Source organism: Streptomyces sp. E2N166, assembly GCF_003671715.1.
GTDB lineage: Bacteria > Actinomycetota > Actinomycetes > Streptomycetales > Streptomycetaceae > Streptomyces > Streptomyces thinghirensis.
Map to the genome: position 1 here is coordinate 163,077 of NZ_RAIF01000031.1, position 11,117 is coordinate 174,193.

The 11,117-nt window shown below is 72.7% G+C and carries 12 protein-coding genes and 1 riboswitch; of the genes, 10 read left to right on the forward strand and 2 right to left on the reverse strand.

Annotated features, from left to right (window positions below):
* The 6 genes from EBH09_RS22715 to EBH09_RS22740 form a co-directional block, all read left to right on the forward strand.
* Positions 1 to 1,081, forward strand: a 1,081-nt coding sequence (locus tag EBH09_RS22715) for a PLP-dependent aminotransferase family protein (RefSeq protein ID WP_153182710.1), incomplete at its 5' end; no start/stop codon positions are given.
* A 78-nt stretch (positions 1,082 to 1,159) separates the two neighbouring features.
* Positions 1,160 to 1,522, forward strand: a complete 363-nt coding sequence (locus EBH09_RS22720) for a hypothetical protein (RefSeq protein WP_121748792.1) — start codon at positions 1,160 to 1,162, stop codon at positions 1,520 to 1,522.
* Positions 1,523 to 1,530: 8 nt separating this feature from the next.
* The gene (locus EBH09_RS22725) at positions 1,531 to 2,718 is read left to right on the forward strand and encodes a glutathionylspermidine synthase family protein (protein WP_121748793.1); all 1,188 of its coding nucleotides are present in this window, start codon (positions 1,531 to 1,533) and stop codon (positions 2,716 to 2,718) included.
* Between the two features lie 59 nt (positions 2,719 to 2,777).
* A riboswitch (ZMP/ZTP riboswitch) is annotated at positions 2,778 to 2,864 on the forward strand.
* 29 nt (positions 2,865 to 2,893) lie between these two features.
* Positions 2,894 to 4,339 (forward strand): glycine hydroxymethyltransferase, encoded by a 1,446-nt coding sequence (locus tag EBH09_RS22730; RefSeq protein WP_121748794.1) that lies wholly within the window; start codon positions 2,894 to 2,896, stop codon positions 4,337 to 4,339.
* A 53-nt stretch (positions 4,340 to 4,392) separates the two neighbouring features.
* Positions 4,393 to 5,406: a tryptophan--tRNA ligase gene (gene trpS / locus EBH09_RS22735; RefSeq protein WP_121749499.1), complete on the forward strand. Its 1,014-nt coding sequence runs from the start codon at positions 4,393 to 4,395 to the stop codon at positions 5,404 to 5,406.
* 174 nt (positions 5,407 to 5,580) lie between these two features.
* Complete coding sequence (locus tag EBH09_RS22740) at positions 5,581 to 6,159, forward strand: 2'-5' RNA ligase family protein (RefSeq protein ID WP_121748795.1); 579 nt, start codon at positions 5,581 to 5,583, stop codon at positions 6,157 to 6,159.
* Between the two features lie 15 nt (positions 6,160 to 6,174).
* Here EBH09_RS22740 and EBH09_RS22745 read toward each other — a convergent pair whose 3' ends face one another.
* On the reverse strand, positions 6,175 to 6,930 hold the full coding sequence (locus EBH09_RS22745; protein ID WP_121748796.1) for a decaprenylphospho-beta-D-erythro-pentofuranosid-2-ulose 2-reductase: 756 nt from the start codon (positions 6,928 to 6,930) through the stop codon (positions 6,175 to 6,177).
* Between the two features lie 8 nt (positions 6,931 to 6,938).
* On the reverse strand, positions 6,939 to 8,288 hold the full coding sequence (locus EBH09_RS22750) for an FAD-binding oxidoreductase (protein ID WP_121748797.1): 1,350 nt from the start codon (positions 8,286 to 8,288) through the stop codon (positions 6,939 to 6,941).
* 133 nt (positions 8,289 to 8,421) lie between these two features.
* Here EBH09_RS22750 and EBH09_RS22755 point away from each other — a divergent pair, with 133 nt between their 5' ends.
* From EBH09_RS22755 to EBH09_RS22770, 4 genes are all read left to right on the forward strand, one after another.
* Positions 8,422 to 8,931, forward strand: a complete 510-nt coding sequence (locus EBH09_RS22755) for a phosphatase PAP2 family protein (protein ID WP_121748798.1) — start codon at positions 8,422 to 8,424, stop codon at positions 8,929 to 8,931.
* The gene (locus EBH09_RS22760; RefSeq protein ID WP_121748799.1) at positions 8,924 to 9,874 is read left to right on the forward strand and encodes a decaprenyl-phosphate phosphoribosyltransferase; all 951 of its coding nucleotides are present in this window, start codon (positions 8,924 to 8,926) and stop codon (positions 9,872 to 9,874) included. The genes EBH09_RS22755 and EBH09_RS22760 overlap by 8 nt, the downstream gene beginning before the upstream one ends.
* A complete protein-coding gene (locus EBH09_RS22765; protein ID WP_121748800.1) occupies positions 9,868 to 10,338 on the forward strand; it encodes a GtrA family protein in 471 nt (156 codons plus the stop codon). The genes EBH09_RS22760 and EBH09_RS22765 overlap by 7 nt, the downstream gene beginning before the upstream one ends.
* Positions 10,326 to 11,117, forward strand: a 792-nt coding sequence (locus EBH09_RS22770) for a YihY/virulence factor BrkB family protein (RefSeq protein ID WP_238697414.1), incomplete at its 3' end; no start/stop codon positions are given. The genes EBH09_RS22765 and EBH09_RS22770, both read left to right, overlap by 13 nt.

Here is an 11,117-nt window from a genome sequence, read left to right on the forward strand (position 1 = left end):
GGGCCGGCCCGCCTACGACCTAGTCCCCGGCACGCCCGAACTCGCGTCGTTCCCCCGCCCCCAGTGGCTGAAGGCGGCCCGCCGCGCCCTGACCGCCGCCCCCGACCAAGCACTCGGCTACGGCGACCCGCGCGGCCGGATCGAACTGCGCACCGCCCTCACCGACTACCTCTCCCGCGCCCGCGGCGTGCGCGCCGACCCCGACAGGATCGTCGTCTGCGCCGGCTTCCTCGGCGGCCTCGGTGTCCTCGCCGACCTGCTGCGCCGCAGGGGAGCGCGCTCCGTGGCGGTCGAGTCCTACGGCCTGCCCCACCACCGACGGCTGCTCCGACGCGCGGGCTGCGACACGCCCCCGCTGCCCTTCGACGACCGCGGCACCCGCCCCTTCGACGACGCGGCCACCGCCCGCGCCGTCCTGCTCACCCCCTCCCACCAGTTCCCCCTTGGCCTGCCGCTGCACCCGGAGCGCCGCACGGCACTGATCGACTGGGCCCGCCGCACCGGCGGACTGGTCCTGGAGGACGACTACGACGGCGAGTTCCGCTACGACCGCCAGCCCGTCGGGGCCCTCCAGGGCCTGGACCCCGACCGCGTCGTCTATCTGGGCACCGCCAGCAAGTCCCTCGCCCCCGGCCTGCGCCTGGGCTGGCTGGTGCTGCCGCCGTCGCTGGTCGAGGAAGTCATGGACGGCATGGCGGGCCGCACCCCGGGCGTCCTGGACCAGCTGACCCTCGCGGAGTTCCTCGGCTCCGGCGCCTACGACCGGCATGTCCGGGCCGCCCGCCTGCGCTACCGGCGCCGCCGTGACGCGCTGGTCGCCGCCCTCGCCGAGCGCGCCCCCGACGTACGCGTCACCGGCATCGCGGCCGGCCTGCACGCCGTCCTCCAACTGCCGCCCGGCACCGAGCAGCAGGCCGTCAGGGCCGCCGCCTGGCACGGCCTCGCCGTCCACGGCCTGTCCACGTTCCGCCACCCGGACGCGGCCGTCTCCCCGCTGGACGCCCTCGTCGTCGGCTACGGCACCCCGCCCGACCACGCCTGGGCGGGGGCCCTGGACGCGCTGTGCCGGGCGCTGCCGTAGAGTCCACCCGCGGCACTGGCCGTACACTCGATCGGCCCAACTGTCGTACAGCTGCGTGGACAACGGGGAGACAAGGAAATGGCGGAGACCCGGCGACGGCTGCGGTCGAGCACCGTGGTGCTCGGCGGCATGGGAGTGCTCGCGGCGGCCCTGAGCGCCTGTGGATCGGACCCCGACCGGCGCTGCGTGGACCGCGACAGCTACGACTACATCAACGGCTACAAGGTCGTCGCCGACAAGAACTGCAAGTCGGGCTCGTCCGGCGGTTCGTACGGCCAGGGCGGCAAGAAGAAGCCCGGCTCGTCGAAGGTGTCCGACGCCGACTGGTACTACGACGCCGACGTCAGCGACGGCCGGGCCGACTACGGCACCTTCAGCCGCGACGAGGCCGTCGACCGCGGCGGCTTCGGCTGCTCCGGCTCCGGCAGCGGCGGCGGCTGAGGCCGGCCGTGGAACGCCGCACCACCGAGCCGCGCCCCGGCTGGCAGCAGACGGTGGAGGAGCAGGGGTGCATCTACCCCCTCACCCGCCACCCGGACGACTCCCTGCGCCCCTACTGGGACGAGAGCGCCTTCTACGTCTTCTCCCTCCCGGAGGTCGAGGCGCTGGAGGAGACGGTCGAGGAACTCCACCGCATGTGCCTGGCGGCGGCCGAGCACATCGTGACCGCCGGCCGCTTCGCCGACCTCGGCATCAGCGACCCGCGGGTGGTCCGGGCGGTCACCGAGGCCTGGCACCGCCGTGCCGAACTCCCCTCCGTCTACGCCCGCTTCGACCTGCGCTACGACGGCACGGGGCCCGCCAAGCTCCTGGAGTACAACGCGGACACCCCGACCTCCCTCGTCGAGGCCGCGTCCCCGCAGTGGTTCTGGATGGAGGAGAGCTTCCCCGGCGCCGACCAGTGGAACAGCCTCCACGAGCGCCTCATCGACGCCTGGAAGAAGCAGGCCGCCCTCCTCCCGCCCGGCGGCCCGCTGTACTTCGCGAACTCCGAGGCCGACGAGCTGGGCGAGGACCTGATGACGGTCGCCTACCTCAAGGAGACCGCCGAGCAGGCCGGCCTGGAGACCGAGTGGATCTCCATGGAGGAGATCGGCTGGGACCGCCTGTCCGGCCGTTTCGTCGACAGCAAGCTCCGCTTCATCCGCAGCATCTTCAAGCTCTACCCCTGGGAGTGGCTCACCACCGACCGCTTCGCCGACCACGTCCTGGACACCCTCGACAACGGCGGCGGCACCGGCACCACCCTGTGGATCGAGCCCGCCTGGAAGATGCTGCTCAGCAACAAGGCGCTGCTGGCGATCCTCTGGGAGCTGTATCCCGGCCACCCCAACCTCCTCCCCGCCTACCTCGACGGCCCCCGCGAGCTGGCCGACACCACCGGCTACGTCTCCAAGCCCCTCCTGGGCCGCGAGGGCGCCGGCGTCACGATCCACCGCCCCGGCACGGCAGCGCCGGCCCCGCCTGCCGACCTCTGCTGCTACCAGGAGCTGGCGCCCCTGCCGGACTTCGACGGCAACCGGGTCGTCCTCGGCGCTTGGGTGGTGGAGAACGAGTCGGCGGGCCTGGGCATCAGGGAGTCGTCGGGCCTGGTGACGGACGAGTACGCCCGCTTCCTGCCCCACGTGATCCTCTGAGGACCGTCGCTCGCATGGTGGACGCCGGGGCCCGGCCCTCCGTGCCGCCCGGTAGGCTGCGTGTGGGCCGTGACTGGCGCGCTGGGATGGGACCGACCATCGGGGAGCGGCTCGAACGACGAGTGCCGTGCGCCTGGGCCGACCCGAACGCCGACCGCACCGTCCGGAGGTCCCCATGCCCGCAGATCTCACCCCCGAGTCCACCGCCTACCGCGCCGCGCTCGACGTGATCCGTACCGTCGAGCCGCGCGTCGCCGACGCCATCGGCCAGGAGGTCGCCGACCAGCGGGACATGCTCAAGCTGATCGCCTCGGAGAACTACGCCTCCCCGGCCACGCTCCTGACCATGGGCAACTGGTTCAGCGACAAGTACGCCGAGGGCACCATCGGCCGCCGCTTCTACGCCGGCTGCCGCAACGTCGACACCGTCGAGTCCCTCGCCGCCGAGCACGCCCGCGAGCTGTTCGGCGCCCGCCACGCCTACGTCCAGCCGCACTCCGGCATCGACGCCAACCTCGTCGCCTTCTGGGCCGTCCTCGGCGCCCGCGTCGAGGTGCCCTTCCTGGAGAAGACCGGCGTCCGCCAGGTCAACGACCTGACCGACGCCGACTGGGCCGAGCTGCGCCGCGCCTTCGGCAACCAGCGGATGCTCGGCATGTCCCTGGACGCCGGCGGCCACCTCACCCACGGCTTCCGTCCGAACATCTCCGGCAAGATGTTCGACCAGCGCTCCTACGGCACCGACCCGGCGACCGGCCTCATCGACTACGAGGCCCTGCGCGCCTCGGCCCGCGAGTTCAAGCCGCTGATCATCGTCGCGGGCTACTCGGCGTACCCCCGCCTGGTGAACTTCCGGATCATGCGCGAGATCGCCGACGAGGCCGGCGCGACCCTCATGGTCGACATGGCGCACTTCGCGGGCCTCGTCGCGGGCAAGGTGCTCACCGGCGACTTCGACCCGGTCCCGCACGCCCAGATCGTGACGACGACCACCCACAAGTCCCTGCGCGGCCCGCGCGGCGGCATGGTCCTGTGCGACGACTCCCTCAAGGACCAGGTCGACCGCGGCTGCCCGATGGTCCTCGGCGGCCCGCTCCCGCACGTCATGGCCGCCAAGGCCGTCGCCCTCGCCGAGGCCCGGCAGCCCGCGTTCCAGGACTACGCGCAGCGCATCGTCGACAACGCCCGCGCGCTCGCCGAGGGCCTGATGAAGCGCGGCGCCACCCTGGTGACCGGCGGCACGGACAATCACCTGAACCTGATCGACGTGGCGTCCTCCTACGGCCTCACCGGCCGCCAGGCCGAGGCCGCCCTCCTCGACTCCGGCATCGTCACCAACCGCAACGCCATCCCGGCCGACCCGAACGGCGCCTGGTACACCTCCGGCATCCGCATCGGCACCCCGGCGCTCACCACCCGCGGCCTGGGCACGGCGGAGATGGACGAGGTGGCCGGCCTCATCGACCGCGTGCTGACCACCACCGAGGCGGGCACCACAAGGTCGGGCGCCCCGTCCAAGGCCGCCCACGTCCTGGACGAGAAGGTGGCCCGGGAGATCGCCCAGCGCGCCACGGACCTGGTCCAGGGCTTCCCCCTGTACCCGGAAATCGACCTGGGCTGACGGCCCCCGACCGGGGGAGCGAGCCGCCGGTGGGACCTGAGAGAATGGTGCGCATGGCGAATGACCGACCTCGTGTGCTCTCCGGAATCCAGCCCACCGCAGGCTCGTTCCACCTCGGCAACTACCTCGGCGCCGTCCGCCAGTGGGTGGCCCTCCAGGAGTCCCACGACGCGTTCTACATGGTCGTCGACCTGCACGCGATCACGGTCCCGCAGGACCCGAAGGAGCTGCGCGCCAACACCCGGCTCGCCGCGGCCCAGCTGCTGGCCGCCGGACTCGACCCGGACCGCTGCACGCTCTTCGTCCAGAGCCACGTCCCCGAGCACGCCCAGCTCGCCTGGATCATGAACTGCCTCACCGGCTTCGGCGAGGCGAGCCGCATGACCCAGTTCAAGGACAAGTCCGCGAAGCAGGGCGCCGACCGCGCCTCCGTCGGCCTGTTCACGTACCCGGTCCTCCAGGTCGCGGACATCCTGCTCTACCAGGCCAACCAGGTGCCCGTCGGCGAGGACCAGCGCCAGCACATCGAGCTGACCCGTGACCTGGCCGAGCGCTTCAACGGCCGCTTCGGCGAGGCCTTCACCGTCCCCTCCGCGTACATCCTCAAGGAGACGGCGAAGATCTACGACCTTCAGGACCCGACCGCCAAGATGAGCAAGTCGGCGGCCACCCCCAAGGGCCTGATCAACCTGCTCGACGAGCCGAAGGCCACGGCGAAGAAGGTGAAGAGCGCCGTCACGGACACCGACACCGTGATCCGCTTCGACCGCGAGCACAAGCCCGGCGTCAGCAACCTGCTCACGATCTACTCCACCCTCACCGGTGCGGCGATCCCGGAACTCGAGCAGAAGTACGAGGGCAAGGGTTACGGCGCGCTGAAGACGGACCTCGCCGAGGTCGTGGTGGAGTTCGTCACGCCCTTCCGGGAGCGCACCCAGCAGTACCTGGACGACCCGGAGACCCTCGACGCGATCCTGGCCAAGGGCGCGGAGAAGGCACGGGCCGTCGCCGCGGAGACCCTCGCCCGGGCGTACGACATGCTGGGCCTGCTCCCCGCCAAGCACTGACCGGGGCACCGCCCCGACCACCGCATCGGCACCGCACGCGCCCCGGCACGCCGCCGTAGCGCTGCACATCACTCCGGTTGCGCCTGCCCCCGGCACGGTCGTGGCCGTACAGTCGATATCCGGGTGTCCGGCACAGTGACACACGACGAGTGACACGTAACGACAGGAGACGACGTGGGGACCGTAACGATCGGCGTGTCGATCGCGGTCCCGGAGCCTCACGGCAGCAAGCTCCAGCAGCTGCGCGCGGGCTTCGGCGACGCCGCTGCTCACGGCATCCCCACGCACGTCACCCTGCTGCCGCCGACCGAGGTCGACGGCGCCGCGCTGCCCGCGGTCGAGGCGCACCTGGCGGAGGTGGCGGCGCGCGGCCGGCCCTTCCCGATGCGGCTGTCCGGCACCGGGACCTTCCGCCCGCTGTCGCCCGTGGTCTTCGTCCAGGTGGTCGAGGGCGCCGCGGCCTGCTCCTGGCTCCAGAAGCGGGTCCGCGACACCTCCGGGCCGGTGCCGCGCGAACTGCAGTTCCCGTACCACCCGCACGTCACCGTGGCGCACGGCATCGAGGAAGCGGCGATGGACCGCGCCTACGAGGAGCTGTCCGACTACGAGGCCCAGTGGCCCTGCACCGGCTTCGCGCTCTACGAGCAGGGCGCCGACGGGGTGTGGCGCAAGCTGCGCGAGTTCCCCTTCGGCAGCACCACGGTGCCCCCGCAGGCCGGACGCCTGGAGAGCGGCTCCCTGCCTGCCCGGTAGGCCCTCGCCGAGGCGCTACACCGGCAGCCGCCGGAACACTCCCCGCGGCAGATGCCGCAGCGCCGACATCACCACGCGCAGGGCGCCCGGCACCCACACTGTCTCCGAGCGCCGCCGCAGCCCCAGCTCGATGGCCGTGGCGACCGCCTCGGGCGTCGTGGCGAGCGGCGCCTCCTCCATCCCCGCGGTCATCCGCGACCGCACGAACCCGGGGCGTACGACCATGACGTGCACGCCCGTGCCGTGCAGCGCGTCGCCGAGGCCCTGCGCGAAGGTGTCCAGGCCGGCCTTGCTGGAGCCGTAGATGAAGTTGGCGCGGCGGGCCCGCTCGCCGGCCACGGAGGAGAGCACCACCAGGGAGCCGTGGCCCTGCGCCTGGAGCGCGCGGGCGCTCACCAGACCGGCCGAGACCGCGCCGGTGTAGTTGGTCTGCGCGACCCTGACGGCGTTCAGCGGCTCGCGCTCGTCGTGCGCCTGGTCGCCCAGGACGCCGAAGGCCAGCAGCACCAGGTCGATGTCGCCCTCGGTGAAGACCTTGCCGAGCGCCGCCTCGTGGGACTCGGGGTCGAGCGCGTCGAAGGCGACGGTGCGCACCTCGGCGCCGAGTCCGCGCAGCTGCTCGGCCGCCGCGTCCAGGGCGGGGGAGGGGCGGCCGGCCAGCCACACGGTACGGGTGCGGCGGGTGACCAGACGGCGCGCGGTGGCGAGCGCGATCTCGGACGTACCGCCGAGGACGAGAAGGGACTGGGGGAGGCCGAAGGCGTCCTTCACGACAGCTCCTAGAGGGTGAGTCGGCGGGAGAGATCGGAGGTGAAGACCCCGCGCGGGTCCAGCTCCGCGCGCAGCGCGCGGAAGTCGTCCAGGCGCGGGTACATCGCGGCGAGCAGCTCCGGCCGCAGCCGGGAGTCCTTGGCGAGGTAGACCCGGCCGCCGGCCTTCGCGACCTCCTCGTCGAGGCCGTCGAGGAAGGTGCCGAGACCCGGGAGACCCGCCGGGACGTCCAGGGCGAGGGTCCAGCCGGGTACCGGGAAGGAGAGCCAGCCCGGGTCGGCCTCTCCGAAGCGCTTGAGGACGGCCAGGAACGACGGGCAGCGCTGGGCGGAGATGCGTCCCACGACCCGGCGCAGGGCGTCCTCCTGGCCGTGGCCGACGACGAACTGGTACTGCACGAAGCCGGCGCGGCCGTAGATCCGGTTCCAGTGCGGGACGCCGTCCAGGGGGTGGAAGAAGGCGGAGATCCGCTGGAGTTCGCCCCTGCGCAGGCGGGGGGCCCTGCGGTACCAGAGCTCGTTGAAGAGCCCGACCGTCGTCCGGCTGAGCAGACCCTCCGGGACGAGGTCGGGGGCGGCCGGGAGACGGGAGGTGCGGAAGGCCAGCGGCTCGCGCCGGGCCCGGTCGGGCAGCGCGTCCAGTGGCGCGTGGTCGCCCCGGGTGAGCACCGCCCGGCCGGTCGCCGCGCCGCGGGCCAGCAGGTCGATCCAGGCGACCGAGTACCGGTAGCGGTGGTCGGTGGCCGTCAGGCGGGCCATGAGGTCGTCGAGGTCGTCGGCGCGCTCGGTGTCGACCGACATCAGTGACGTCTCGACCGGCTGGAGCCGCACGGTCGCGGTGAGGATCACCCCGGTCAGGCCCATGCCGCCGGCGGTCGCGTCGAACAGCGGCGTGCCCCGGTCCACGGTACGGACCCGGCCGTCGGCGGTGAGCAGCTCGAAGGAGAGCACGTGCCGCGCGAAGGAGCCGGACACGTGGTGGTTCTTGCCGTGGATGTCCGCGCCGATCGCTCCGCCGACCGTCACATAGCGGGTGCCGGGAGTCACCGGCACGAACCAGCCGAGCGGCAGCAGCACCTCCATCAGCCGGTGCAGGGAGACGCCCGCGTCGCAGAGCACGGTGCCGCCGTCGACGTCGATGGCGTGGACGCGGTCCAGGGCCGTCATGTCGAGCACGTCGCCGCCGGCGTTCTGCGCCGCGTCGCCGTACGCCCGCCCCAGACCCCGCGGGATGCCGCCGCGGACGCCGCAGTCGCGGACGGCGTCGGCGGCCTCCTGGAACGTGCGCGGGCGGATCACGCGGGCGACGGTGGGCGCCGTGCGGCCCCAGCCGGTGACGGGAACGGTGTCGGCAGACATGCCGGTGACCGTATCGCCCTCATGTGAGCTATTAGTCCCAGAACATCTCAGTGGTCCCCGAAACGGGTGATTAATGGTATGTCGCTCGATATTGCCGGACTTCCCGCGCAGTTGGCGTGAACAGTGACTCCACATGGACGACCTCGACGACATGGACCACCGGATCGTCACGGCGCTCAGAGGCCGCGGCACGGACCCGCGCGTGGCCGGTGCCGCGCGTGCCCTGTCCTGGGCCGGGGAGCACGGAGCGCTGTGGCTCGCGGCGGGCCTGGCCGGAGCCGCCGTGGACGGCACCCGGCGCTCGGCCTGGCTGCGCGGCACCGCGCTCACGGCGGGCGCCCATCTCGCCAGCATGGGCGTGAAGCGGGTCGTGCGCCGTCCCCGTCCCGCGCACGTCGTACCCCTGGTGCGCACCGCCGGCCGGCACTCCTTCCCCAGCTCGCACGCCACCTCGGCGGCGGCGGCCGCCGTGGCCTTCGGCGCGCTCGGCGTCCACGCCGCCTGGCCGCTCGCCGCCGCGGTGTGCGTCTCCCGGCTGGTCGTCGGCGTCCACTACCCCTCCGACGTCGCGGCGGGCGCCGCCCTGGGCGCGCTCACGGCCCGGCTCGGCACCGACTGGATGCGCGGAGGCACCCGTGACTGACACGGCCGTCCTGCGGCAACGCGCCCCCGAACAGCAGCAGGAACCCGCGCCGCCCCGCCGGGCGGGCATCCCGGCGGGTCTGCTGCGGACCGCACGCCCCCGCCAGTGGATCAAGAACGTTCTGGTCGTCGCGGCTCCGGCCGCCGCCGGCGAACTGCTCTCCTGGCACACCCTGTCCCGGCTCGCCCTGGTCTTCGTCCTGTTCACTGCCTGCGCCGCCGCCGTCTACCTCGTCAACGACGCCCGCGACGCCGAGGCCGACCGCGCCCACCCGGTCAAGCGGTACCGCCCGGTCGCCGCCGGACAGGTCCCGGTGCCCGTCGCCTACGCCGTCGGGGGCGTCCTGGGCGTCCTCGCGCCCGTCGTCGCGGCCTGGCTCTGCCCGCCGGCCGTCGCGGCCCTGCTGACCGCCTACCTCGCCATGCAACTGGCGTACTGCATCAGCCTCAAGCACGTCCTGGTCGTCGACCTCGCCGTCGTCACCACCGGCTTCCTGATGCGGGCGATGGTCGGCGGACTCGCGCTCGGCATCCCCCTGTCCCGCTGGTTCCTCATCACGACCGGCTTCGGCGCGCTGTTCATGGTCTCCGCCAAGCGCTACTCCGAAGCCGTCCAGATGGCCGAGAAGGCGGGTGCCACGCGCGCGTTGCTCACCGAGTACACCACCGGCTACCTCCGCTTCGTCTGGCAGCTCGCGGCCGGCGTCGCCGTCCTCGGCTACTGCCTGTGGGCCATGGAGGAGGGCGGCGTCCCGCACACCAGCGTGCTGCCCTGGCGCCAGCTGTCCATGGTCGCCTTCATCCTCGCCGTCCTGCGCTACGCCGTCTTCGCCGACCGCGGCACCGCCGGCGAACCCGAGGACGTCGTCCTGCGCGACCGGGCGCTCGCGCTGATCGGCGTGGTCTGGGTGGCAATGTACGGCCTGGCAGTGGCCAATTGGTAGCCGGCCGGCGCGAGCTGCTGGGCTTCGCGTCCACCGGCCTCCTCGCCTACGCCGTCGACCTCGGCCTCTTCACCTGGCTGCGCGGCCCGGCCGGTCTCGACCCGCTCACCGCCAAGGCCCTGTCCTTCGTCGCCGGCTGCTCCGTGGCGTACGCGGGCAACGCCTTCGGCACCTACCGGCACATCCGCCCGCAGGGCCTGCGCCCGTACGCCTTGTTCTTCGCGGTGAACGCCGCCGGTGCCGCCGTACAGCTCCTGTGCCTGGCCGTCAGCCACTACGCCCTCGGCCTCACCTCGCAGCGGGCCGACACGGTCTCCGGGGCGGGAATCGGCATGGTGCTGGCCACCATCCTGCGTTTCTGGGGCACAAGAACACTGGTCTTCCGTACCGGGGCAGGAACCGGTGGCACGACGGGATCATGGACCCGGGCGAGTGGGGGCAGAGTCGGATCATGGACTGGCTGAAGAAGCTCCCCGTGGTCGGGCCGTGGCTGACACGGCTGATGACCACGCACGCGTGGCGCTCGTACGAGCGGCTGGACCGGGTGAAGTGGACGCGGCTGGCCGCCGCCATGACCTTCACCAGCTTCGTCGCGCTCTTCCCGCTGCTCAGCCTGGCCGCCGCCATCGCCGCCGCCACGCTCAGCAAGGACCAGCAGGACAAGCTCCAGGACAAGATCGCCGAGCAGATCCCCGGCATCTCCGACCAGCTGAACATCCAGAGTCTGATCGACAACGCCGGCACCGTCGGCCTCATCGCCGGCGCCCTGCTGCTGTTCACCGGCATGGGCTGGGTCGACGCCACCCGGGGCTGCCTGCGCGCCGTCTGGGAGCTGCCCGACGAGGAGGAGAACCCCTTCCTGCACCGGGCCAAGGACGCGGGCGTCCTCGTCGGTCTCGGCGGCGCCCTCCTGGTCACCGTCGGCATCTCCACCGTCGCCTCGGCGCTGGTCGGCTGGATCATCCGCCAGCTGGGCATCGCCGAGGGCGGCTTCGGCGGGGCGCTGCTCTACGTCGCCGCGTTCGCCGTCGCCGTACTCGCCGACTTCCTCCTGCTGCTGTACGTGCTGACCCTGCTCCCCGGCGTCCAGCCCTCGCGCCGCCGCCTGGTGGTGGCGGCGCTGATCGGCGCGATCGGCTTCGAACTGCTGAAGCTGCTGCTGAGCGGCTACATGCAGGGCGTAGCCGCGAAGAGCATGTACGGCGCCTTCGGCGTCCCCGTCGCCCTGCTGCTGTGGATCAAC

Bases quoted from the DNA above. Each gene is read 5' to 3' on its own strand.
- EBH09_RS22720 (WP_121748792.1), top strand. From the start codon at position 1,160: ATGGCGGAGACCCGGCGACGGCTGCGGTCGAGCACCGTGGTGCTCGGC.
- EBH09_RS22730 (WP_121748794.1), top strand. From the start codon at position 2,894: ATGCCCGCAGATCTCACCCCCGAGTCCACCGCCTACCGCGCCGCGCTC.
- trpS (WP_121749499.1), top strand. From the start codon at position 4,393: ATGGCGAATGACCGACCTCGTGTGCTCTCCGGAATCCAGCCCACCGCA.
- EBH09_RS22750 (WP_121748797.1), bottom strand. From the start codon at position 8,288: ATGTCTGCCGACACCGTTCCCGTCACCGGCTGGGGCCGCACGGCGCCC.
- EBH09_RS22755 (WP_121748798.1), top strand. From the start codon at position 8,422: ATGGACGACCTCGACGACATGGACCACCGGATCGTCACGGCGCTCAGA.